The following is a 22,769-nucleotide window of genomic DNA, read 5'->3' on the forward strand; positions in this document are numbered from 1 at the left end:
CCGCACACAATAACCATCGCGGCCCGCAAAGGGCACCGCAAGCGTGGAACTATCCACAACGAATAATCCAGAGCTTCGAACAGCGGATATTCGCACTTGCTATTTGTTCCTTTTTTGTTCTATTTAATCGCGAAATTCGAGTCAAGTGGGCTGAAAAGCTCCGACCGATAGGGAATAGACCTCGACACCTCCGGCTGCGTCACTACATAAGGACGCGCCGCCATCAAGCCTGTTATTTTTGTCCGAGCCTTGCCACGAGCCTTGTCATGAGTGAACTGAAGACGATTTCCATCCGTGGTGCCCGTGAGCATAATCTCAAGGGTATCGACCTCGATCTGCCGCGCAACAAGCTGATTGTCATGACCGGGCTTTCCGGCTCGGGCAAGTCGTCGCTTGCCTTCGACACGATCTACGCCGAGGGCCAGCGCCGTTATGTCGAAAGCCTTTCGGCTTACGCGCGCCAGTTTCTGGAAATGATGCAGAAACCGGATGTCGACCGTATCGAGGGTCTGTCGCCGGCGATTTCCATCGAGCAGAAGACCACCTCGAAGAACCCGCGTTCCACGGTGGGCACCGTCACGGAAATCTACGACTACATGCGCCTGCTGTTTGCGCGTGTCGGCGTGCCCTATTCGCCGGCCACGGGTCTGCCGATCGAGAGCCAGACCATCAGCCAGATGGTGGACCGCATCCTCGCTTTCGAAGAAGGCACGCGTCTTTATATTCTTGCGCCGATCGTGCGTGGCCGCAAAGGCGAATATAAGAAGGAACTTGCCGAGCTGATGAAGAAGGGCTTCCAGCGCGTCAAGGTGGATGGCCAGTTCTACGAAATCGCCGATGTGCCCGCGCTCGACAAGAAATACAAACACGACATCGACGTGGTGGTCGACCGCGCGGTGGTGCGCCCGGATATGGCAGCACGCCTTGCCGACAGTCTCGAGACCTGCCTCAAGCTCGCCGACGGGCTGGCTATCGCCGAATTCGCCGACAAGCCTCTGCCGCCGGAAGAAACGGCCGCCGGCGGCTCCGCCAACAAGTCGCTCAACGAAACCCATGAGCGTGTGCTGTTTTCGGAAAAATTCGCCTGCCCCGTCTCCGGCTTCACCATTCCGGAAATCGAGCCGCGGCTGTTCTCCTTCAACAATCCCTTCGGCGCCTGCCCCAGCTGCGATGGCCTCGGCTCGCAGCAGAAGGTGGATGAGAATCTGATCGTTCCGGAACCTGCCCGCACGCTGCGCGACGGCGCCATCGCCCCATGGGCCAAGTCGTCTTCTCCCTATTACAACCAGACGCTGGAAGCGCTTGGCAAGGCCTTCGGTTTTAAACTGTCCAGCAAATGGTCGGACCTTTCGAAAGAAGCGCAGCACGCCATCCTTCAGGGCACCGACGACAAGATCGAATTCAACTATCAGGACGGCGCCCGCTCCTACAAGACGGTGAAAAATTTCGAAGGCATCGTTCCCAATCTGGAGCGCCGCTGGAAAGAGACCGACAGCGCCTGGGCGCGCGAGGAAATCGAGCGTTATATGTCGGCAGCACCCTGCCCGGCCTGCGCCGGTTATCGCCTGAAACCTGAAGCGCTCGCCGTCAAGATCAACAAGCTGCATATCGGCGAAGTCACCCAGATGTCGATCCGCAAGGCACGCGACTGGTTCGAGGTGCTACCGGAAAATCTCAACGCCAAGCAGAACGAGATTGCGGTCCGCATTCTCAAGGAAATCCGCGAACGCCTGCGCTTCCTGAATGATGTCGGACTGGATTATCTCAGCCTGTCGCGTAACTCCGGTACGCTGTCCGGAGGCGAAAGCCAGCGCATTCGCCTCGCGTCGCAGATCGGCTCAGGCCTGACGGGCGTTCTCTACGTTCTGGACGAGCCATCGATTGGCCTGCATCAGCGTGATAATGCCCGCCTGCTCGAGACGCTGAAACACCTACGTGATATCGGCAATACTGTCATCGTTGTCGAACATGACGAGGACGCCATTCTGACGGCGGATTATGTGGTCGATATCGGCCCGGCCGCCGGCATTCACGGCGGTCAGGTGATCGCCGAAGGTACGCCGCAGGACGTGATGGCCAATCCGAAATCGCTGACCGGCAAGTATCTCTCCGGCGAACTCGGCGTCGCCGTGCCGGCAGAGCGCCGGAAGCCCAAAAAGGGCCGCGAGATCAAGGTCTATGGCGCACGCGGCAATAATCTCCAGAATGTCACGGCGGCGGTCCCTCTTGGCGTTTTCACCGCGGTTACCGGCGTTTCAGGCGGTGGCAAGTCCACCTTCCTGATCGAGACGCTTTATAAATCAGCAGCACGTCGGGTGATGGGTGCGCGCGAAATCCCGGCTGAACATGATCGCATCGACGGTTTCGAATTCATCGACAAGGTAATCGATATCGACCAGTCGCCGATTGGCCGCACGCCGCGCTCCAACCCGGCCACCTATACCGGCGCCTTCACACCGATCCGCGACTGGTTCGCCGGCCTGCCGGAAGCAAAGGCGCGCGGTTATGCGCCCGGCCGTTTCTCCTTCAACGTCAAGGGTGGCCGCTGCGAAGCCTGCCAGGGCGATGGCGTCATCAAGATCGAAATGCACTTCCTGCCCGACGTCTACGTCACCTGCGACGTCTGCCACGGCAAGCGCTATAATCGCGAGACGCTCGATGTCACCTTCAAGGGCAAGTCCATCGCCGACGTGCTGGATATGACGGTGGAGGAAGGCGTGGAGTTCTTCGCCGCCGTGCCGGCGGTGCGCGACAAGCTGCAGGCTTTGTTCGATGTCGGCCTCGGTTACATCAAGGTCGGCCAGCAGGCCAACACGCTATCCGGCGGCGAGGCGCAACGCGTCAAGCTCGCCAAGGAACTGTCGAAACGCTCGACGGGCCGCACGCTTTACATTCTCGACGAACCAACGACCGGCCTTCACTTCCATGACGTCAACAAGTTGCTGGAAATGCTGCAGGCGCTGGTGGACCAGGGCAATTCCGTCGTGGTGATCGAACACAACCTCGAAGTCATCAAGACGGCCGACTGGATCATCGACATCGGCCCGGAAGGCGGCACGGGCGGCGGCGAAGTGGTGGCAACCGGCACACCGGAAGACATCGTCAAGGTCGAACGCTCCTACACCGGTCATTTCCTGAAGGAACTTCTGGAACGCCGGCCGCCCGGCAAACGCGAGGCTGCGGAGTAGTTTCCGGATATTACCGGATGGCTTTGCGCTTGCCCCGGTCATCCTCGCCCCTGAGGCGAGGATCCATAGTCGCGAAAAATGCATCTTCGGGCCTGGTCCGGGGATTTCAGATGACGCAGCTACGACGTTTATATCGCATGGATTTGGGAGGAACAGCATATGTCGACATCAGGCACGATCCGCACCGGTATCGGCGGCTGGACATTCGAGCCATGGGAGGGCACGTTTTATCCGGAAAAACTGCCAAAGAGACGCCAGCTCGAACATGCCAGCCGGCAATTGACGGCAATCGAGGTGAATGGCACCTATTACAGCAGCCAGAAGCCCGAGACTTTCGCCAAATGGGCGTCAGAAGTGCCTGATGATTTTATCTTTTCCCTGAAGGCCAGCCGTTTCGTCACCAACCGCAGGGTTCTGGCCGAGGCCGGCGAATCCATGACGAAGTTTTTGACGCAAGGGTTGACGGAACTCGGGTCCCATCTCGGGCCGATCCTATGGCAATTTGCACCGACCAAAAAATTCGACGCGGATGATTTCGGCGCCTTTCTGGCGCTCCTGCCGGAGAAACAGGATGGTATCGGTCTTCGCCATGTGGTCGAAGTGCGCAACCCGACATTTCAGGTGCCGGAATTCATCGATCTTCTTGCCAGGCACAAGGTCGCAGTCGTTTGCGCCGATCACCACGATTATCCGATGCTGCCTGACGTTACGGCCGACTTCGTCTATTGCCGCCTGCAAAAGGGCGAAGATGACATCGCAACCTGTTACCCGAAGTCAGAGATCGGCCATTGGGCAGAACGGGTCAAGACCTATGCGGCAGGCGGCGTGCCGGACGATCTACCGCTGATCGCGCCCGACCGGAAAGCGGAAAAGACGCCGCGCGACGTTTTCGCCTTCTTCATCACCGGCGGCAAGGTCAATGCACCCAACGGTGCGCAGGAATTGCAAAAGGCTGTCTGAGTGATGCGGTGACGCTGAACACCGGATGTCGCAGCGTCACCCGGCAAGTCGTCGTGTCGGTCTAAACGGAGTTGCCGGACCTGCTCCAGCCTTTCGTTTTTCCGCATTTTCCGGACGTGAAACCGCTACGCACTTTTATTGGGAATGCTCTAAGCGATTTCCCGATTGAGACTGCGAAACTCTTCGCAACATCCTTGTCACCGGCGGCATAAAAATCGCAGGAAGGCCGTTTCCGGCCCTCAGCCCGCCAGTTCCTTCGTCGGGTTGAAATCGACCGCGGCGAAAGCCGCCTCGATCACCTCGGGCCCTGCCCCCGGACGGGTGGCATCGCTGGAGAGAATTTGCCGGAAACGGCGCGCCCCCGGCATGCCCTGAAACAAACCGACCATATGACGGGTGACGTGGTTGAGACGTCCACCCTCGCCAATATAGCCGGCGGCATAGGCCATCATCGTGTCGCGCAACCCCATCCAGTCAGGTTGCCGGGCCTCGCCACCGTAGATGCGGTGATCGACATCGGCGAGAATGGATGTGTTATGATAAGCGGCGCGGCCGAGCATGACGCCATCCATATGCTGCAGATGGTCACAAGCCTGATCAAGATCGGCGATGCCGCCGTTGATGCCGACGAAGACGTCAGGATTTTCCCGCTTCATGCGATAGACGAGCTCATAATCGAGCGGCGGCACCTCGCGGTTTTCCTTCGGTGAAAGGCCTTGCAGCCAGGCTTTCCGCGCATGGATCCACACGGCATCCGCACCGGCCGCGACAACACGCCCCAGAAAATCCGGCAAGACGGTTTCCGGTTCCTGATCATCCACCCCAATGCGGCATTTGACCGTCACCGGCACAGTCGCAACCGCCTTCATCGCCGAAACGCACTGCGCCACGACATCAGGCTCGCGCATCAGGCAGGCGCCGAAGGTGCCGGATTGTACGCGGTCCGATGGGCAACCGACATTGAGGTTGATCTCGTCATACCGGTAATCTTCGGCAATCCGCACCGCTTCGGCAAGCTTGGCCGGATCAGATCCGCCAAGCTGCAGCGCAACGGGATGTTCCTGTGGATGGTAACCGAGCAGCCTGTCACGCTGGCCATGGATGATGGCGTCGGCAACGATCATTTCGGTAAACAGCAGGGCGCGCTTCGACAACTGCCGGTGCAGAAATCTGCACCTCGTGTCCGTCCAATCGATCATCGGGGCCACGGCGAAGATTTTTCCGCCGTTTGCAAGCGCTTGTCTGTACATGGATTAACCTCTTTGCGCCGGCTTCTACAGCAAAGGACTGTAAAAAGCCAGTTTTGCCCTCGACAGCATTTTCAACTGGAAATCAGCCCGGAATCGCGGGACAAGAATTGCACCTTAAAGAGACGACAGGAAATTCCCATGGCCGCCACCGTCATCCCCGCCCCGAAACCCGTCCTCCTGCCCGTTGAAGGCACGGGCGACATGTTCCCCGTGCGGCGGGTCTATTGCGTCGGTCGTAATTATGCCGATCACGCCATCGAGATGGGCCACGATCCCTCGCGCGAGCCGCCCTTCTATTTCCAGAAAAACCCGGACAATCTGCTGCCCGCCGGCAATGACTTCCCCTATCCGCCCCTGTCCTCGAACGTGCATTACGAAGTTGAATGCGTCGTGGTGCTGAAAAGTGGCGGCGCAGATATTCCTGCAACCGAGGCGCTGAACCATGTCTGGGGTTATGCCGTCGGTATCGACATGACCCGCCGCGACCTGCAGGACGGGCTGAAGAAGATGGGCCGCTCCTGGGAAGGCGCCAAGGCGTTCGAATATTCCGCACCGGTTTCGCCAATTGTTCCCGCGGACCAGATAGGCCATCCCACCACTGGCGCGATCTGGCTTGATGTCAATGGTGAGCGCAAGCAGACGGGCGATCTCGCGCAGATGATCTGGAAGGTGCCGGAAGTGATCGCCGAGCTTTCGAAGCTCTTCACGCTTGCCGCTGGCGACGTGATCATGACCGGCACGCCGGCCGGCGTCGGCCCGATCGTGCGCGGTGACAGAATCGAGTGTGGCGTCGATGGTGTCGGCACACTGTCGGTCACGGTCGCCTGATCGCTGCCGGCGCATAATCCAGAGGGAGAAACCGAATGCCGCTTTACCGCCTCGCCGACCGGGTGCCGCAGACCCCAGCAGCGGATCGTTACTGGGTCGCGCCTGATGCCAATGTCATCGGCTCGGTGACGCTCGGCGAAGATGTCGGCATCTGGTTCGGAGCGACATTGCGCGGCGATAATGAGCCGATCAGTATCGGGCGTGGCACCAATATTCAGGAAGGGGCGATGGTGCACAGCGATCCCGGCTTTGCCGCGACCATCGGCGAAATGTGCACCATCGGCCACCACGCCATAGTGCATGGCTGCAGCATCGGCGACAATTCACTCATCGGCATGGGCGCGACGATCCTGAACGGAGCAAAGATCGGCCGCAACTGCCTCGTCGGCGCCAATGCTCTGGTCACGGAAGGCAAGGAATTTCCGGATAATTCACTAATCGTCGGATCGCCGGCGCGGGCCATCCGCACGCTGGATGACGAAGCCGTCGCCGGCCTGCGTCGTTCTGCGGAAAAATACATCGAGAACTGGAAGCGTTTTTCGAAAGATCTGGCGATTGTCGAAGGATGAGCAACGCGGGCAGCGATGCCCGCCCCGCAAACGATGCCTATGACGCGCAGTTAGCGCAGAGACCGCGAATCTCGATGGTGGTCTTTTCCGCCTTGAACTTGCTGTCCTTCACCCAGCGCTCAAGGCGGTGGTCGATCTCGTGATCGTGGAATTCCGTCACCTGCCCGCAGGATTCGCAGATGGCAAACGCCACCGTTCCATGATGATTTGAGCAGCATTCGGCCTGTGTATGCGTGCAGGCAACGAAGGCGTTGAGGCTTTCCAGCCGGTGCACGAGACCAAACTCCACCAGCTTTTCCAGCGCCCGGTAAACCTGCAGCGGCGCGCGGAAACCGTCGTCCCGCAGCTTGTCGAGGATCATATAGGCGCTGAGCGGCTGATGCGCGTTTGAAAGGGCATTCATGACCAGCGACTGGTTCTTGGTAAGGTTCTGCTGGGGTTGAGCATTCATGACTTGCCTCCTTCATCCGCGGAGCGGGAAAAACCCGGCGCCGGCAACAGGCTTATAACGAACAGGATCACGGCGGCAACCACGATGGAGGGGCCGGACGGCGTATCATAGGTCAGCGAGCCGAACAGGCCACCGATAACGGCAATGGCGCCGATCAGCGAAGCGACCACTGCCATCACCTCTGGCGTGGCGGAAAAACGTCTGGCGGTGGCGGCCGGTATGATCAGCAGCGAGGTGATGAGCATGATGCCGACCACCTTCATCGCAATCGCGATCACCAGCGCCATCAGCAGCGTAAAGATGAGCTTCGCCCGCTCGGGGTTCAGCCCTTCGGCTTCGGCCAGTTCGGTATTGACGGTGGAGGCGAGCAGCGACCGCCACAGGAACACCATGGAGACGATGACCACCAGCCCGCCACCCCAGATCAGCGCGATATCGCTGCGGGTGACAGCGAGAATATCACCGAACAGGAACGACACGAGATCGATACGCACCCAGCTCATGAAGGCGACAATGACGAGACCAATGGCCAGCGCCGAATGGGACAGGATGCCAAGCAATGCATCGGACGACAGCGCCTGCCGCCGCTGGAGAAAAATCAGCAGGATCGAAACAGCGGATGCCACCAGAAAAACGCTGACGATGAGGTTGAGCTGCAACAGCAGCGAGAGCGCCACACCAAGCAGCGCCGAATGGGCCATCGTATCTCCGAAATAGGCCATACGTCGCCAGACGACGAAACAGCCGAGAGGCCCGGCGGTAAGAGCAACGCCAATTCCGGCGACCATGGCGCGAACGAAGAAGTCGTCAAACATGCCGTTCTCCCTGCGCGTGTTTCGAGGGCGCATGGTCCCCATGCTCATGCTCATGCTCATGTTCATGGCCGCAACCGCATTCGCCATGGTCATCATGATGGTGGTCATGATCATGAGCGTGGTGGTGGCCATCGTCAGGATGGCAATGATCCGTCACCGAACCATCCGCGTGCTGCACCCGACCATCGGGCAGATGGGTGTGGTCGTGATGGTGGCTATAGACGGCAAGCGCCTTGGCGGCAGACCCGCCGAACAGCCGCATATATTCCGGGCTCTGGCTCACCGCCTGCGGCGTTCCCCGGCAGCAGACATGGCCGTTCAGGCAGATCACGGTATCGGTTTCCGCCATCACCACATGCAGGTCATGCGAGATTAACAGAATTCCGCAATTACTTGAATTTCTAATATTTTTTATCAGATCATAGAGCGCGATCTCGCCGGAAAAATCGACGCCCTGCACGGGTTCGTCAAGCACCAGCAGATCGGGCTTGCGGGCAATGGCGCGGGCCAGAAGAGCGCGCTGGAACTCACCGCCGGACAGATGCTGCACTTCCGCATTGGCAAGATGCGCAATGCCAGTCGCATTCAATGCCGCATCGATTTCGCGCGCGGGCAGCGGCCCGGTCAGTGTCATCAGACGGCGCACCGAAAGCGGCATGGTCCAGTCCACGGAAAGCTTCTGCGGCACATAACCGACGCGCAGGCCGGCAACGCGCGACACGTCACCCTCGGTTGGTTTCACCACACCGATCGCCATTTTTGCGCTGGTGGATTTGCCCGAACCGTTCGGGCCGATCAGCGTGACGATCTCGCCCTTGCTGACAGAAAACTCCACACCGCGCACCAGCCAGCGGCCATTGCGCTGCACGCCGGCATTGGCAAGGGAAACCAGTATATCGTTACCCTGACGGGCGGAATGAAGCATGGGATTGTCCGTTCGGCGATGTTGCCTACCGCTATTGCATACGTTATAGAGTTACGCAATAAATGTAATAACATAACTATACTTCTTCAAGTGGAGTGCATTTCATGAAATCGATCCTGATCCCGCTCATGGCGTCGGTGGCAATAGCGGCCGCCGCTTCCGGCGCCACAGCCGCGCCCGATGTCGTGGTCTCGATCAAGCCCATCCACTCTCTCGTCGCGGCCATCATGCGGGGCGTGGGCGAACCGCAGCTCATCGTCGAGGGTGCAGCTTCGCCCCATACCTATAATCTTCGTCCATCCAATGCGCGCAAGCTTGAAAAGGCGGATGTGGTGTTCTGGGTCGGGCCGGGGCTGGAAGCCTTCCTGGAAAAACCGCTCGAGGCACTGGCCACAAAGGCAACCGTGGTGGAACTGGAAGACGCCAAGGGCCTGGAAAAGCTGCCCTTCCGCGAAGGCGGCCCCTTTGAAGCACATGACCATGGCGACGAAGGGCATAACGGCCACGCCGAAGAGGAAGGCGCGCACGATCATGGACACGACCATGCGGAGGGTCACGAGGACCATGATCACGGCGCATACGACACCCATCTCTGGCTCGATCCCACCAATGCCAAGGCCATGGCGCAGACGATCGAGACCGCGCTGATCGCGGCCGACGCGGGCAATGCCGCGACCTATCAGGCCAACACCAAAAAACTGATCGACGATCTCGATGCGCTCGACACGGAACTGGCTGAAACGGTCAAGCCGATCAAGGACAAGCCATTCATCGTCTTCCACGATGCCTATCAATATTTCGAGCATCGTTATGGCGTGAAGACGGCGGGGTCGATCACCGTCAGCCCCGAGACCCTGCCCGGCGCAGATCGCGTCAAGCAGATGCAGGAAAAAGTTCGCCAGCTGGGCGCAACCTGTGTCTTCGCCGAGCCGCAATTCGAGCCGAAACTGATCTCGGTCATCACCGAAGGGACGGCAGCGAAATCCGCGACGCTCGATCCGGAAGCGGCCACGCTGGAGCCCGGTCCAGACCTCTATTTCAAGCTGATGCGCGGCATTGCCGGCTCGCTGAAGGATTGCCTGGCCCAGCCGTGAGCGATAACGCTTCTTTTCCGTCATTCCGGCCTTGAGCCGGAATCCAGCCGACGCGCATCCGCGCGACGGGGAGACTCCTTTCAGCCCAAGGACTTGGGCTGGCTGGATGCCGGCTCGAGGCCGGCATGACGGCGAGTAGGTGGCAACCCGCAACACAGTCGGGTGCAAAGCATCGATTCCGACGCTACTCTTTACGGCTTCGGCGCCATGGAAGACCAGACCGGCTCGCTGACGCTCTGCAGGGTTTCCGGCGGAGCGCCGTTGATGCGCGCAAGAAGGGCTTTTGCAAGCTCCCTGCCCGCCAGCTTGATATCCTCGTTGACGGTATGGATCTGCGGCTTGATCCAGTTCAGGAACTCGGCCGACTGTTTCGAGACGATATCGATATCCTCGCCGATCCTCACACCCGCGGCTTCAAAGCCCGCCACCAGCGCGATGGTGCTGCTGCCACTGATCGACACGATGCCGTCGGGCCGGTCATCCGATTGCATCAGCCTCTGGCCGAAATCGCGGATTTTTTCCAGCGGCGTTTCTATGGTGACGGCATCGATGGGAAATTCGGTAAGCCCGAAATCCCTGATCCCCCGGTTGAAACCCTTGCGGGCGTGATCGTGAAATGAAAACCGCGATGGCGGCACGATGACGGCGATCCTCTTGCGCCCGCACTGCGCCAGCCGCTCAACTGCCTCATAGGCATAGGCCTCATTGTCGAAATCGTGAAAGGCATGTTCGATGCCCATATCCGAACGCCCATGGGTGACGAAGGGCATATTACGCTCTGTCATGAAACGCACGCGCGGATCGTTCGGCTCGATCTTCGAAATGATGACCCCATCCGCCGAGCCGGTCTCGAGAATGTAGCGGATCGGCACCATGGAATCCTTGGCGTGGATATGCGGCGTAACGACGAGGTGATATTGCGTGGTGGATAGAACCTCGGTGATGCCGAACACCATCTGGCTGGTGAAACCCATCAGTTCTTCGTCGACACTCAGCACCAGTGCTATGACATTGGTCTTGCCGGTGCGAAGCCGCACACCAGCGCGGTTCGGCTGGTAGCCGATCTGCCGGGCGATCAGCCGCACGCGCTCCTTGGTCTCGGCGCCGATATCAGGCGCATCCTTCAACGCACGCGAAACGGTGGTGATGCCAAGACCCGTCATATAGGCGATGGTCTTTAAGGTCGGACGCTCGCCCGTCGTCGCGGGTGCTTCGCCCCCGCCGGATTTACCAGTATCGTTCATGTCATTTCGCCACGCTTTACCGAACGATAATCATAGATAGCTTTTGCGCTGTTGCAAAGGCAAACGTCCCCTCGCGCCGTTCGGCCTCATCCTGTCATGCCTCAATTCAGCTATAACGATGCAGGTGCAGAAAATAAATCCGCCCAGAAGACCGCTCCTGCAGCCACGAAACCCAGGCATTCGGAATATACCAAAATTAATTCTTCAAATTAAAAAATAACCACAATTAATTGATATATATATCAAAAATATCAGAATATTAAGACAAGACCACTTCTTGACCGCGTAATGCTGATGACGGACACTTTTACCCCCACAAGTCAGCAATCAAGGGCATGACGGCACGTTTGTTTTACGGTAACGTTGCCGAAGGGAGAAGATCGTGAAGCTGAGCGAACCGGCAAAAGCCGTTTTGCCGGCATCCAGTTCCCCCAGATTCCGACACAAGCCTGCTTCATAATGCCGGGCCGTCTTCGTTGAATTCATATTATGCAGGGTCCGATCATGATCTCTTCCTCCACGCCCGAAACCACCATCGATCTGGCCGGGCTCTGGCGCCTGAGTTCGGTGGAAGGAGACCATGCGACCGAGCTTTCCGTTCCGGGAGATATTCATACCGCGCTCAAAAATGCCGGCATCATTCCCGATCCCTACCACGGTGCCAATGAAAACGCGGTGCAATGGGTGGCGCAGCAGGACTGGATCATTGAGCGCACATTCATCCTCGATGAGGCGGATGCCAGCTGGTATCTCGATATCGATTACCTCGACACCGTCGCCATCGTCTTCGTCAACGATGTCCCGGTCCTGAGCGCCGACAATTGCTTCCGCCGTTACCGCCCCGATATTTCGCGCGCCGTGCGGCCCGGTGAGAACACCATCCGTATCCATTTCCATTCCAACATCGCGGCCGGTGCAGAGCGGCAGGCGCGGCAGCCCTTTTATATTCCCTATCACCCCGGCAATTCGCCGATCGCCAATGGCAACATGCTGCGCAAGCCGCAATGCCATTTCGGCTGGGACTGGAACATCGCCATCGCGCCGCTCGGCCTTTACGGCAAAATCCTGCTGAAGCGCCTCGATACGGCCCGCATCGAGCATGTCGTCACCTCGCAGCACCATGTCGAAGGCGGGGTTGAGCTGCATGTGGCCATCACACTTTTTGCCGAAGGTCCGGCAAGCCTGCCGGTCTACCTCTCCCTCAACGATGAAAGGCTGCGGCTCGATTGCGGCGTCAGTGCGGGCGAAACGGTGGTCCGCCACGTCTTCTTCGTGGAAAATCCGGAACTCTGGTGGCCGGCCGGCAGTGGTGAACAAGCACTGTATAGGCTGACCGTGGAACTGCCTGACGAGACCGTTACCCGCCAGATCGGCTTCAGGACCATCGAGCTTCTGACGGATAAGGATGAAGCGGGCAGCCGCTTCGCCTTCCGCATCAATGGCCGGGAAATCTTCAGCCGCGGCGCCAACTGGATTCCAGCAGATGCACTCTATTCGCTGACCAGCCGGGAAAAGACCGAAGACCTTCTCTGCTCCGCGGTCGAGGCCAACATGAACATGATCCGTGTCTGGGGCGGCGGATTTTATGAGGAAGACTGGTTCTACGATCTCTGCGACCGTCTCGGCCTGCTGGTCTGGCAGGATTTCATGTTCGCCTGCAATCTCTATCCCTGCAGCGAGGACTTTCTCGACAATGTCGAACACGAGGTCGACTATCAGGTGAAACGCCTCTCCTCGCACCCGTCGATAGCGCTCTGGTGCGGCGACAACGAGTTGGTGGGCGCTCTGACCTGGTTCGACGAATCCCGCAACAATCGCGACCGTTATCTCGTCGCATATGACCGCCTGAACCGCACCATCGAAAGGGCGCTGAAAAAAGCCGCCCCCGAAGCACTTTGGTGGCCTTCAAGCCCAGCCTCGGGTTATCTCGATTATGGCGACGCATGGCATGCGGATGGTTCCGGCGACATGCATTACTGGTCAGTCTGGCACGAGAACAAGTCGTTCGACAATTATCGCGCGGTCAAGCCGCGCTTCTGCTCCGAATTCGGTTTCCAATCCTATACGTCGATGCCCGTCATCCGCAGCTATGCGGAAGACAAGGACATGAACATCGCCTCCCCGGTGATCGAGCTGCACCAGAAGAATGTCGGTGGCAACGAGCGCATCGCCGGCACCATGTTCCGCTACTTCCGCTTCCCGAAGGATTTCGAAAATTTCGTCTATCTGAGCCAGGTCCAGCAGGCGCTGGCCATTCGCACGGCCGTCGATTACTGGCGGTCGCTCAAGCCCCATTGCATGGGCACGCTCTACTGGCAGCTCAACGACACCTGGCCGGTCGCCTCATGGTCGAGCCTCGATTATGGCGGCGGCTGGAAGGCGCTGCATTATGCCGCCCGCCGTTTCTTCCAGCCGGTCACGGTCTCGGCCATTCCCTCCGAGGATGGACGACAGGTGAGCTTCTCCATGGTCAACGACACGGCGGAAGACATCGAGATCGACATGAACATCGTTGCGCTGACCATGGACGGCAACCGCGTGCCACTGAAATCCGCAAACGGCACCTGCGCGACGGACAGGGCTGCAATTTTGACCGAAATCGACATGGACAGCCTGCCTGAAGGTGCAATCCTTGCCTGGAGCTTCATCGCCTCCAATGGCATGACCGGCGAAGGCCACCATGTGCGCGATACCTACAAGTCGCTGGAGCTTCAGCCCGCCGGACTGACTTTCTCGGTCAGCACGCTGAAAAACGGCCAGTTCGAGATCGATGTCACGGCAACAGGCCTCGCACTCTTCGTCATGCTGGAAGCCGATCAGCCCGGGCGTTATTCGGATAATCTCTTCGATCTCGCCGCTGGCGAAACGCGCCGTATCATCTTCACCCCGAAGGCGGGAAGCGGGCAGCCGCATTTCCGCGTCTTCGATCTTCATACCTGCCAATCCTCGCATTGAAACCATGCGGAGAAAGGCACAACCATCCCTCTTTGAGCATTTCCAGTAAAAGTGCGCGGCGGTTTTACGTCCGGAAAATGTGTAAAAACAGAAAAGGTAGAGCACGTCGAGCGATTCCGTTTAAGCAGGACATGCTCCAGGAATGGCAGGCGGTCTCGCGCCTGCCCTCATCGGTTCAAAGGGTTGCCGGGTTCTCCGGCAGCCAGTCATCAGCAAGTGGAGGAAGACCCATGGTTTGGCAACCGGCCGAAAACCGATACGCATCCATGAAATATAATCATTGCGGAAAGACCGGCCTGAAACTGCCGGCGATTTCGCTGGGGCTCTGGCACAATTTCGGCAACGACACGCCGCACCAGACGAAACAGGCCATTTGCCGCCGTGCCTTCGATCTCGGCATTACCCATTTCGATCTCGCCAATAATTACGGCCCGCCGCCCGGCAGCGCCGAAACCGCCTTCGGTGAAATCCTGAGGACCGATTTTGCCGGCTATCGCGACGAGATGATCATCTCCTCCAAGGCCGGTTATAACATGTGGCCCGGCCCCTATGGCGAATGGGGCAGCCGCAAATACGTAATCGCCTCCTGCGACCAGAGCCTGAAGCGCATGGGTCTGGATTACGTCGATATCTTCTACTCCCACCGTTTCGACCCCAATACGCCGCTTGAGGAAACCTGCGGCGCGCTGGACCAGATCGTGCGCTCCGGCAAGGCGCTTTATGTCGGCATCTCGTCCTACAACTCGAAGCGCACCCGTGAGGCCGCCGCGATCCTGAAAGACCTCGGCACGCCCTGCATCATCCACCAGCCCAGTTATTCGATGATCAACCGCTGGATCGAGGAAGACGGTCTCGTTGATACGCTGGAAGAACTGGGCATCGGCTCCATCGTCTTCTCGCCGCTGGCGCAGGGCATGCTGACGACCAAATATCTCGGCGGCGTGCCTGATGGCAGCCGTGCATCGCAGAGCAAGTCGCTCAACCCGGCTTTCCTCAACGAGCGCAATGTCGAGAACATCCGCTCCCTCAACAGCATTGCCGAGCGCCGCGGCCAGACGCTGGCGCAGATGGCGATTGCCTGGGTCCTGCGCGGCGGCCGCATCACCTCGGCGCTCATCGGCGCAAGCCGTGTCGAACAGGTCGAGGATTGCGTGAAGGCACTCGACAAGGCGGATTTCACGGCTGAAGAGCTTGCGGAAATCGATCGTTACGCCAGGGATGCGGATATCAACCTCTGGGCAAAATCCGCCGAACGCGTCTGATAAGGGCGTGGCCGCCCGGTTATGCCGGGCGGCCCGTTTGCCTCAGCAAGCAGAAAAAACCTCAAAACAAAAGATTAACTTTCGCCTCTAACCGTTAAGAACCATTACATAAATGTAATTTTAAATTCAGTTTCCGTTCATTCGTTTATTCGTAAGTTCTTCTCATCGAAACCCGAGAGGAAACTTCCATGAAAAAGTTCGTCACCATTCTTCTGGCAGCCACCGTTCTTGCAGCTCCGATGGCTCAGGCCCAAAGCCGCCACGACGATCGCCATCGCGGCGTTACCGTCGAGCGTCAGGTCACCACCAAGAAGGTCATAGTCAAGAAGCAACGCTGGGATCGCGGCCAGCGCCTCTCAGCCCGTGAGCGCCGCAACATGGTGGACCGCCGTGACTACCGCCGTTACCGCCTTGCAGAACCGCGCCGTGATCAGCGCTGGGTACGCGTCGACAACCAGTTCCTGCTTATCAATGCCGTCAGCGGCCTGATCGTCGGCCTCGCCGCCGCCCGCTGAGTAGCACCAGTAATCGAAATGAAAAAGGCCCGCTTGCGCGGGCCTTTTGCTGTTTATCGTTGCAGCCGATCAGAAAATGTCGGCGCCGCTGCCCCATGGGCCATGCGGCTTGTCCACACCGTCGGTGCGTTCGAAACCATGCGCGCCGAAGAAGTCGCGCTGCGCCTGAATGAGGTTTGCGCTGCCGCGGCCGCGGCGATAGGCATCGAAATAGCCGAGCGCCGAAGCCAGTGCCGAAACCGGCAGGCCAGAAAGGACGGCGTAGGAAACCACACGGCGCAGCGGCGCGTCGGTATCCTTGACGATAGCGGAGAAGGCCGGCGTCACGATGAGGTTGGCCACATGCGGGTCCTTGGTGAAGGCCGAAGTGATCTCATCGAGGAATTCCGAGCGGATGATGCAACCGGCGCGCCAGATGCGGGCAATCGTCGGCATCGGCAGGTTCCAGTTGAACTCCTTCGAAGCCGCCGACATGATGGCGAAGCCCTGCGCGTAAGCACCCACCTTGGCGGCCAGAAGTGCGCTTTCCAGATCGGCGATGAAGGCTTTTTTGTCGGCGGGTGCCGCTGCAAGGGTCGGCAGGCCGAAGATCTTCTCGGCAGCCTCGCGCTCGTCCTTCTGCGACGACAGGATACGGGCAGCCACGGCCGCTTCGATGGCGGTTGCAGCGACGCCCATGTTCTGCGCCTCGATGACCGACCACTTGCCGGTGCCCTTCTGACCGGCCTTGTCGAGGATCAGATCGACCATCGGCTTGCCGGTGATTGGATCGGCGGCGCGCAGAACCTTCTCGGTGATTTCGATCAGGTAGGAATTCAGGCGGCCCTTGTTCCACTCGGCGAAGACATCGGCGATTTCGACGGCGCTCATGCCAAGGCCGTCACGCAGGATGCCGTAGATTTCGGCGATCATCTGCATGTCGGCATATTCGATGCCGTTGTGGATGGTCTTGACGAAGTGGCCGGCGCCGTCATTGCCGAGCCATGCCACGCACGGATCGTCATTATACTTGGCGGAAATGGAGGTCAGCACCTTCTCGACACGCTTCCAGCTGTCTTCGGTGCCGCCGACCATGATCGACGGTCCGTGACGCGCGCCTTCTTCACCGCCGGAAACGCCCATGCCGATAAAGGTCAGGCCGCTATCCTTCAGATTGTCGAAACGGCGGATCGTATCGCGGAAATTGGCATTACCGGCGTCGATCATGATGTCGCCGTTGGCGAGATGCGGTTTCAGGATTTCCATCTGCTGGTCGACGGGATCGCCGGCCTTGATCATGATGATGATCGGACGTGGGGGACGAATGGCGGCGACGAATTCCTCGATGGTTTCGCAGGGAATGATCTGGCTCTGCAGGTCGCCCGCATCAGCGTAGAATTTTCGTGTAACTTCCGGGGTTCGGTTGAATACGGCAATCTTGTTGCCCTTTTCCGCGATGTTCAACGCCAGGTTCGAGCCCATGACGCCGAGACCGATCAAACCGATTTCTGCCTGTTCCACGGATGTGCCTCCATCTTGCTTTTAGGTGGTCGTGTTGTGGCACTGTAATCACCAAACGGCAAGGCTAGGCGCGACTGAAACGATTAAATTTTGATGACGCAAATCAGCTTTGCATATTTGCGACAGGTCAAGGCCAGTTCAAAACTGACCTTTTGCTGCCCCTTCAAGAGGGTCGTGGCCGGTCATCACCATCGTCGATTACCCGCCAGGCGGCCCCGTCCATATCGTCATACTGCCCTGATCGAACCGACCAGAGGAAGGCGAAAAGCCCGAGCGCACCCAGAAACAGCGCGACGGGAATGAGATAGATCAGCATGTTCATGCCAGTTGCGCCCCCTCGCCCGCAAATCCTGTTTTTACCTCGTTCCGGGGACGGGTGGTTTCAGCCGCACCGGCAAGGCGCAATGCATTGGCAACGACGATCAGTGACGATGTCGACATGGCGATGGCCGCGATCATCGGCGTTGCAAAACCGGCGATCGCAATCGGCACGGCGATGATATTATAGCCGATCGCAAGGACGAAGTTCTGCCGGATGAGCCGTCCGGCCCGCTGCGACGTCTCGATCGCAAAAGGCACGGCATCGAGATCCTCCTGCATGAACACGAAATCGGCGGCCTGCCGGCCGATATCGGCGGCGGTGGCGGGCGCCATGGACACATGTGCTGCGGCAAGCGCCGGCGCGTCGTTGATGCCGTCTCCCACCATCAGCACTCTGCGACCCTCGCCGGCAAGCTCCGTGCAGCGCGCCGCCTTGTCCTTCGGCGAAAGGTCCGCACGCCAGTTGCCGATCCCCAGCCGCTGCGCCATGGCGCTGACGGCGGCGGCCCGATCACCCGAAACGATTTCCCGCACAAGGCCCCGCGCAGACAGGTTGCGCAATGCCGCCACCGCACCTGCGCGCGGATTATCCTCGAAGCCGAAGCTCGCCAGGTGATGGCCATCGAGGGACAGCACCACCTCCGAGCGCGCATCGCCATTGTCGGTCCGTGCCTCATCCGGGCAGGCGAAACGGCGATTGCCGAGCCGGTAAGTGCCGGCTTCCGTCTCCGCCTCGACACCCGAACCCGGAATTTCCCGCACCGTCTCATAGGCCGGCAAGGCACCATTATAGGCGGCATGCAGGGCTTTCGAGAGAGGATGGCGAGAATGGGCGGCGAGGCCCGCCGCAATCGCCATCGTGGCGGGCTTCACGTCGCCTGTCTCGACAAGTCGGGGTTTTCCAACGGTCAGGGTGCCGGTCTTGTCGAACAGCACGGTGTCGATTTCGGCCAGTCGCTCCATCGCCGAGCCTTCCTTGACCATGATGCCGTGCCGGAAAAGCCTTCCAGCGGCCACCACCTGCACGACGGGAACGGCAAGGCCAAGCGCACAGGGGCAGGTGATGATGAGAACCGCGATTGCGATCAGCATCGCCTGTTTCCAGTCGCCGCCGAAGATGCCCCAGCCGAGAAACGTCACCAGCGCAAGAAGATGCACCACGGGTGAATAATAGCTTGCGGCCCGGTCGGCGATACGGCGGTAACGCGCCCGCCCGCCTTCCGCCGCCTCCATCAACCCGATCACTTCCGACAGGAAGGAATCCCTGGCCGAGGCGGTTACCCGGGCGGTCAGCGAACCGGTGAGGTTGAGCGTGCCGGCCTGCAGGCTGTCGCCTGCCGTAACGCGACGCGGTGCGCTTTCACCATTAACGATGGACATATCGAGATCGCTGCTGCCGGAGACGACCACGGCGTCCACCGCCACACGGTCCCCGACCGCAATCGCTATCGACATTCCGGGTTGGACATCCGCAAGCTGGCGGTATTCCCGCGTTCCATCCTCACCGATGACGGTCGCGCCGCGCGGTGAAAGCCGGGCCAGTCCGGCAATGGCTGAGCGCGCCTTGTCGCGCATGATATGGTCCAGCGTGCGCCCGATCAGCAGGAAGAACAGCAGCGATACGGTCGCGTCGAACCAGGCATGTTCGCCGTGATGGATCGTCTCCCACAGGGAAACGGCATAGGAGAGCGTGATGGCAAGCGCGATCGGCACATCCATATTGGTGCGGCCGTGTTTCAGCGCGTTCCAGGCCGATTGATAGAAGAAACGCCCGCCATAAATCAGCGCCGGCGCGGCGATCATCGCCGAAATCCAGTGGAACATGTCGCGCGTCGCCGCATCCGCCCCCGACCAGACCGAGACCGACAAAAGCATGATATTGGCGGAGGCAAAGCCGCACAGCGCCACTGCCCTTATCAGCTGCGAGCGCAACGCGTCCGAAGCATCCTGCCCGCTGGCGAAAAGATGTGTGTGGTATCCCGTCGACAGGATTGCACGAGCGATGTCGGCGGGATCGGTCCTGACGCCATCGACCTCTTCTTTCCAGACAACCGCCACACGTTTGGACGACAGGTTCACCCGCGCCCGCTCCACTTGGCGCAGACGGGCAAGCGCTGTCTCGATGGTGGTGATGCAGGCGCCGCAATAGACACCCGGCACGCTGAGATCGGTTTGCCGCAGGCCCTGCCCCAGATCGCGGCTCGCCAGCAGCAATTCCTCTGACGATGGTGGATTGACCGGCTCGCCGAGTTGAAGCGAGCCTTCCGTTCCCGGTGCACAGCAGCTCATTTACGTCCCCTGATAACGGCGATCCGCGTTCCCTCATGCACGATGATCCGGCCGTCCTTGACAGCCGTAACCTCGACGATCCATTGCCCCGGCAGCATGTCATGCGCGCCGGTAAAGACGCCGGTGGCGGCCGGGGTCAGTTCCATGTCGAAATTCTGGCTTTCACCGACAGGCCGGCGAAAATGCGCCGTCACCGTATCCGTATCGACGGGGCCTTTATCCGGATGGAAAACCTCGTAACGCACGGTCTTTTCATCCACCACCAGCCTACCCTTGATGCCGGTTGCAGCCCTAGCCTTGGCGGCTTCCGCCTTGGCATTGAACTGCTGGCTGGCGACATAGGTATTGGGCACGACGAGCCCGCTCCAGCTGTTGACCGCATTCCAGGCCATGATCATGTTGACGGTGATGATGGTGCCGAAGAACAGCACCATGACGCCGAGCATGTGCCAGCCGGTGAAAACGAAGCCGGATGTCTGGCGATTGTTCACTGTCATTTTTTCACTCCCGGAGCATTGAAGACCGCATCGTAACGGGCCGTTTCGTGGCCGCCCGTATCGCTGACGATGAATTCGAAATTTTCCGCCGCCCGCGCGACATCCTTGCCCGGCAGGGTGACGAAGACCTTCAGCGTCGTCGCCTCATCCGGCTCCACCGTCACCTCAAAGGCGCGCGCGGCCGTATCAGGCATGCCATTTATCTTCATCGCCGCATTCGGAAGGCCTTCTATCGTCAGGCTCATTATGCGTGGCTGCGGCACCATGTTGAGAATGCGGACGGTATAGCCGTTACGGATCGAACCGTTCGATTCCAGCACATATTGCGGATTGCGGTCGTGCAGGACATTCAGCGCCAGCCGCTCGCGCGTCACCAGCGCAAACAGCATGCCGATGCCGACAGCTGCCCAGATGGCCGTATAAAGCAGCGTGCGCGGCCGGAAGATGATGCGCCAGTTGAAGTGGCGGACACGCTTGCTGAAGCTGCCGTCCTCCTCACGCACATTAGTGGGACGGATGGCGTATTCGCCATTGCCGGTCGCCAGCGCCATGTTGGACTGATATTCAGACAGCGTCGCATAGGCGATCAGCCCGCGCGGCTTGCCGATCTTGTCCATCACCCCATCGCAGGCATCGATGCAGAGCGCGCAGGTGATGCATTCCAGCTGCTGCCCGTCCCTGATGTCGATGCCCATGGGACAGACCGCGACGCAGGCGTTGCAATCGACACAATCGCCGATGCTCTCCCCAGCTGCCGCAGCCTTCTTGGCGTGCCGCGAGCGCGGTTCGCCGCGCCAGTCATTATAGGTGACGACAAGCGAATTCTCATCCAGCATCGCCGCCTGGATGCGCGGCCAGGGACACATATAGGTGCACACCTGTTCCCGCATCAGCCCGCCGAAGACATAGGTGGTGGCGGTCAGCGTGGCGACGGTCGAGTAGGCGATCATCGGCGCCTGCCCGGTCATGAACTGCATCGCCAGCGTCGGCGCATCGGCAAAATAGAAAATCCAGGCGCCGCCGGTCAGAACGCCGATCACCAGCCAGATCACATGTTTCAGCACCCGCTTGCGCAATTTGCCAAATGTGAAGGGAGCCGCATCCAGTTTCATGCGGGCGTTCCTGTCGCCCTCGATCGCCCGTTCGACCACCAGAAACAGGTCGACCCAGACGGTCTGCGGACAGGTATAACCGCACCATGCGCGCCCGACGGCTGATGTGACGAGAAACAGCCCCAGTCCCGCCATGACCAGCAGGCCGGCAACAAAAAAGAACTCCTGCGGCCAGATTTCGATGAAGAAGAAATAAAAGCGGCGGTTGGCGATATCGATCAATACCGCCTGATCGGGCGCATAGGGACCACGGTCCCAGCGCAGGAAAGGCGTCAGATAATATATGCCGAGCGTGACCAGCATCACCAGCCATTTGAACCGCCGGAACCTGCCCTCTGCGCGCTTCGGAAAAATCTTCTTGCGCGCTTCGTAAAGCGGTTTGCGCGTTTTTGCGGAATTGACGGCTTCCGCCTCCAGCCTTTCGACGGGCTGTTGCGGGCGATCCTGTCCGGCGCGATAGATGTTCATGATAGGAGTCCATTTTTATCTCCTTGCTTTCTCCCATCTCCCCGGGGAAACATCCTTGACTTACATCAAGTGACGACAAAGTGGCGCAGCCGGAGGCATGCGCCGCAGAGGGAGGACGAGATGCCTGTCATGCAGTCGAGAATCATTCACCTGTCAGTCGAAAAGCCATGGGCCCAGGTCTATGGTTTCGCCTCAGACCCGCAGAACATGCCGCGGTGGGCAGCGGGTCTTGGCGGCGGGCTGAAGCCTGATGGCAACGACTGGATCGCCGATGGCGGGCCGCTTGGCGAAGTGTGCGTCAATTTCGCCCCCACCAACGAATTCGGCGTCATAGACCATGTCGTCACATTGCCTGATGGCCTGAAGGTCTATAACGCGCTTCGGGTAACGCCGAATGGCAGCGGCGCTGAAGTGAGCTTCACGCTGCTTCGGCTTGAAGGCATGACGGACGAGGATTTCGAAGAGGACGCCAAGGCGATCAGGGCCGATCTCGAAACGCTGAAATCGCTGCTTGAAGCGGATTGAT

The 22,769-nt window shown here is 59.5% G+C and carries 19 protein-coding genes; 9 read left to right on the forward strand and 10 right to left on the reverse strand.

Features of this window, described 5'->3' with window-relative positions:
* The first annotated feature begins 266 nt into the window (after nucleotides 1–266).
* Both uvrA and CFBP6623_RS06375 read left to right on the forward strand, forming a co-directional pair.
* The gene (uvrA, locus tag CFBP6623_RS06370) at nucleotides 267–3,188 is read left to right on the forward strand and encodes an excinuclease ABC subunit UvrA (protein ID WP_046800143.1); all 2,922 of its coding nucleotides are present in this window, start codon (nucleotides 267–269) and stop codon (nucleotides 3,186–3,188) included.
* A gap of 159 nt (nucleotides 3,189–3,347) precedes the next feature.
* Nucleotides 3,348–4,148 (forward strand): DUF72 domain-containing protein, encoded by an 801-nt coding sequence (locus tag CFBP6623_RS06375; protein ID WP_046800142.1) that lies wholly within the window; start codon nucleotides 3,348–3,350, stop codon nucleotides 4,146–4,148.
* A 239-nt stretch (nucleotides 4,149–4,387) separates the two neighbouring features.
* On the opposite strand, the gene dusA is transcribed toward CFBP6623_RS06375, so the two are convergent.
* Nucleotides 4,388–5,398: a tRNA dihydrouridine(20/20a) synthase DusA gene (gene dusA / locus CFBP6623_RS06380; RefSeq protein ID WP_046800141.1), complete on the reverse strand. Its 1,011-nt coding sequence runs from the start codon at nucleotides 5,396–5,398 to the stop codon at nucleotides 4,388–4,390.
* Nucleotides 5,399–5,536: 138 nt separating this feature from the next.
* Between dusA and CFBP6623_RS06385 the strand changes: the two genes are divergently transcribed.
* Together CFBP6623_RS06385 and CFBP6623_RS06390 are read left to right on the forward strand one after the other, a co-directional pair.
* Nucleotides 5,537–6,226, forward strand: a complete 690-nt coding sequence (locus CFBP6623_RS06385) for a fumarylacetoacetate hydrolase family protein (protein ID WP_046800140.1) — start codon at nucleotides 5,537–5,539, stop codon at nucleotides 6,224–6,226.
* 35 nt (nucleotides 6,227–6,261) lie between these two features.
* A complete protein-coding gene (locus tag CFBP6623_RS06390; protein ID WP_046800139.1) occupies nucleotides 6,262–6,795 on the forward strand; it encodes a gamma carbonic anhydrase family protein in 534 nt (177 codons plus the stop codon).
* 37 nt (nucleotides 6,796–6,832) lie between these two features.
* On the opposite strand, the gene zur is transcribed toward CFBP6623_RS06390, so the two are convergent.
* From zur to znuC, 3 genes are read right to left on the reverse strand one after another with little or no spacing between them, the layout of a single operon-like run.
* The gene (zur, locus tag CFBP6623_RS06395; protein ID WP_046800138.1) at nucleotides 6,833–7,246 is read right to left on the reverse strand and encodes a zinc uptake transcriptional repressor Zur; all 414 of its coding nucleotides are present in this window, start codon (nucleotides 7,244–7,246) and stop codon (nucleotides 6,833–6,835) included.
* A complete protein-coding gene (gene znuB / locus CFBP6623_RS06400; RefSeq protein ID WP_046800137.1) occupies nucleotides 7,243–8,061 on the reverse strand; it encodes a zinc ABC transporter permease subunit ZnuB in 819 nt (272 codons plus the stop codon). The genes zur and znuB overlap by 4 nt, the downstream gene beginning before the upstream one ends.
* Complete coding sequence (znuC, locus tag CFBP6623_RS06405; protein ID WP_080842087.1) at nucleotides 8,054–8,986, reverse strand: zinc ABC transporter ATP-binding protein ZnuC; 933 nt, start codon at nucleotides 8,984–8,986, stop codon at nucleotides 8,054–8,056. Before znuC ends, znuB begins: the two co-directional genes overlap by 8 nt.
* A 104-nt stretch (nucleotides 8,987–9,090) precedes the next feature.
* Between znuC and znuA the strand changes: the two genes are divergently transcribed.
* Nucleotides 9,091–10,080 (forward strand): zinc ABC transporter substrate-binding protein ZnuA, encoded by a 990-nt coding sequence (gene znuA, locus CFBP6623_RS06410; protein ID WP_046800135.1) that lies wholly within the window; start codon nucleotides 9,091–9,093, stop codon nucleotides 10,078–10,080.
* 191 nt (nucleotides 10,081–10,271) lie between these two features.
* Here the strand turns inward: znuA and CFBP6623_RS06415 are convergent, their stop codons facing one another.
* Nucleotides 10,272–11,324: a LacI family transcriptional regulator gene (locus tag CFBP6623_RS06415; protein WP_046800134.1), complete on the reverse strand. Its 1,053-nt coding sequence runs from the start codon at nucleotides 11,322–11,324 to the stop codon at nucleotides 10,272–10,274.
* Nucleotides 11,325–11,813: 489 nt separating this feature from the next.
* On the opposite strand from CFBP6623_RS06415, the gene CFBP6623_RS06420 reads away from it, so the two are divergent.
* The 3 genes from CFBP6623_RS06420 (at nucleotide 11,814) to CFBP6623_RS06430 (ending at nucleotide 16,056) form a co-directional block, all read left to right on the forward strand.
* Nucleotides 11,814–14,279, forward strand: a complete 2,466-nt coding sequence (locus tag CFBP6623_RS06420) for a beta-mannosidase (protein WP_046800133.1) — start codon at nucleotides 11,814–11,816, stop codon at nucleotides 14,277–14,279.
* 230 nt (nucleotides 14,280–14,509) lie between these two features.
* Nucleotides 14,510–15,541, forward strand: coding sequence for an L-glyceraldehyde 3-phosphate reductase (gene mgrA, locus CFBP6623_RS06425; RefSeq protein ID WP_046800132.1), 1,032 nt, complete (start codon nucleotides 14,510–14,512; stop codon nucleotides 15,539–15,541).
* Nucleotides 15,542–15,729: 188 nt separating this feature from the next.
* Nucleotides 15,730–16,056, forward strand: coding sequence for an RcnB family protein (locus CFBP6623_RS06430; protein ID WP_046800131.1), 327 nt, complete (start codon nucleotides 15,730–15,732; stop codon nucleotides 16,054–16,056).
* Between the two features lie 69 nt (nucleotides 16,057–16,125).
* Here the strand turns inward: CFBP6623_RS06430 and gndA are convergent, their stop codons facing one another.
* The 5 genes from gndA to ccoG all read right to left on the reverse strand — a co-directional run bounded on the left by gndA (nucleotide 16,126) and on the right by ccoG (nucleotide 22,243).
* Nucleotides 16,126–17,556 (reverse strand): NADP-dependent phosphogluconate dehydrogenase, encoded by a 1,431-nt coding sequence (gndA, locus tag CFBP6623_RS06435; protein WP_046800130.1) that lies wholly within the window; start codon nucleotides 17,554–17,556, stop codon nucleotides 16,126–16,128.
* Between the two features lie 163 nt (nucleotides 17,557–17,719).
* Nucleotides 17,720–17,878: a cbb3-type cytochrome oxidase assembly protein CcoS gene (ccoS, locus tag CFBP6623_RS06440; RefSeq protein ID WP_035223387.1), complete on the reverse strand. Its 159-nt coding sequence runs from the start codon at nucleotides 17,876–17,878 to the stop codon at nucleotides 17,720–17,722.
* The gene (locus tag CFBP6623_RS06445; protein ID WP_080842086.1) at nucleotides 17,875–20,166 is read right to left on the reverse strand and encodes a cation-translocating P-type ATPase; all 2,292 of its coding nucleotides are present in this window, start codon (nucleotides 20,164–20,166) and stop codon (nucleotides 17,875–17,877) included. The genes ccoS and CFBP6623_RS06445 overlap by 4 nt, the downstream gene beginning before the upstream one ends.
* Nucleotides 20,163–20,663, reverse strand: coding sequence for a FixH family protein (locus tag CFBP6623_RS06450; RefSeq protein WP_052818416.1), 501 nt, complete (start codon nucleotides 20,661–20,663; stop codon nucleotides 20,163–20,165). The genes CFBP6623_RS06445 and CFBP6623_RS06450 overlap by 4 nt, the downstream gene beginning before the upstream one ends.
* Complete coding sequence (ccoG, locus tag CFBP6623_RS06455; RefSeq protein WP_080842085.1) at nucleotides 20,660–22,243, reverse strand: cytochrome c oxidase accessory protein CcoG; 1,584 nt, start codon at nucleotides 22,241–22,243, stop codon at nucleotides 20,660–20,662. Before ccoG ends, CFBP6623_RS06450 begins: the two co-directional genes overlap by 4 nt.
* A gap of 120 nt (nucleotides 22,244–22,363) precedes the next feature.
* On the opposite strand from ccoG, the gene CFBP6623_RS06460 reads away from it, so the two are divergent.
* Nucleotides 22,364–22,768, forward strand: a complete 405-nt coding sequence (locus CFBP6623_RS06460; RefSeq protein WP_080842084.1) for a polyketide cyclase — start codon at nucleotides 22,364–22,366, stop codon at nucleotides 22,766–22,768.
* Nucleotide 22,769: the final 1 nt, after the last annotated feature.

The sequence above is a fragment of the Agrobacterium tumefaciens genome, assembly GCF_005221385.1.
GTDB lineage: Bacteria > Pseudomonadota > Alphaproteobacteria > Rhizobiales > Rhizobiaceae > Agrobacterium > Agrobacterium tomkonis.

Coding starts and splice junctions, on each gene's coding strand:
- uvrA (WP_046800143.1), top strand. CDS start 267: ATGAGTGAACTGAAGACGATTTCCATCCGTGGTGCCCGTGAGCATAAT.
- znuC (WP_080842087.1), bottom strand. CDS start 8,986: ATGCTTCATTCCGCCCGTCAGGGTAACGATATACTGGTTTCCCTTGCC.
- ccoS (WP_035223387.1), bottom strand. CDS start 17,878: ATGAACATGCTGATCTATCTCATTCCCGTCGCGCTGTTTCTGGGTGCG.
- dusA (WP_046800141.1), bottom strand. CDS start 5,398: ATGTACAGACAAGCGCTTGCAAACGGCGGAAAAATCTTCGCCGTGGCC.
- CFBP6623_RS06445 (WP_080842086.1), bottom strand. CDS start 20,166: ATGAGCTGCTGTGCACCGGGAACGGAAGGCTCGCTTCAACTCGGCGAG.
- mgrA (WP_046800132.1), top strand. CDS start 14,510: ATGGTTTGGCAACCGGCCGAAAACCGATACGCATCCATGAAATATAAT.
- CFBP6623_RS06390 (WP_046800139.1), top strand. CDS start 6,262: ATGCCGCTTTACCGCCTCGCCGACCGGGTGCCGCAGACCCCAGCAGCG.
- CFBP6623_RS06415 (WP_046800134.1), bottom strand. CDS start 11,324: ATGAACGATACTGGTAAATCCGGCGGGGGCGAAGCACCCGCGACGACG.
- znuB (WP_046800137.1), bottom strand. CDS start 8,061: ATGTTTGACGACTTCTTCGTTCGCGCCATGGTCGCCGGAATTGGCGTT.
- CFBP6623_RS06375 (WP_046800142.1), top strand. CDS start 3,348: ATGTCGACATCAGGCACGATCCGCACCGGTATCGGCGGCTGGACATTC.
- CFBP6623_RS06420 (WP_046800133.1), top strand. CDS start 11,814: ATGCAGGGTCCGATCATGATCTCTTCCTCCACGCCCGAAACCACCATC.
- CFBP6623_RS06450 (WP_052818416.1), bottom strand. CDS start 20,663: ATGACAGTGAACAATCGCCAGACATCCGGCTTCGTTTTCACCGGCTGG.
- CFBP6623_RS06430 (WP_046800131.1), top strand. CDS start 15,730: ATGAAAAAGTTCGTCACCATTCTTCTGGCAGCCACCGTTCTTGCAGCT.
- znuA (WP_046800135.1), top strand. CDS start 9,091: ATGAAATCGATCCTGATCCCGCTCATGGCGTCGGTGGCAATAGCGGCC.
- ccoG (WP_080842085.1), bottom strand. CDS start 22,243: ATGAACATCTATCGCGCCGGACAGGATCGCCCGCAACAGCCCGTCGAA.
- CFBP6623_RS06385 (WP_046800140.1), top strand. CDS start 5,537: ATGGCCGCCACCGTCATCCCCGCCCCGAAACCCGTCCTCCTGCCCGTT.
- zur (WP_046800138.1), bottom strand. CDS start 7,246: ATGAATGCTCAACCCCAGCAGAACCTTACCAAGAACCAGTCGCTGGTC.
- CFBP6623_RS06460 (WP_080842084.1), top strand. CDS start 22,364: ATGCCTGTCATGCAGTCGAGAATCATTCACCTGTCAGTCGAAAAGCCA.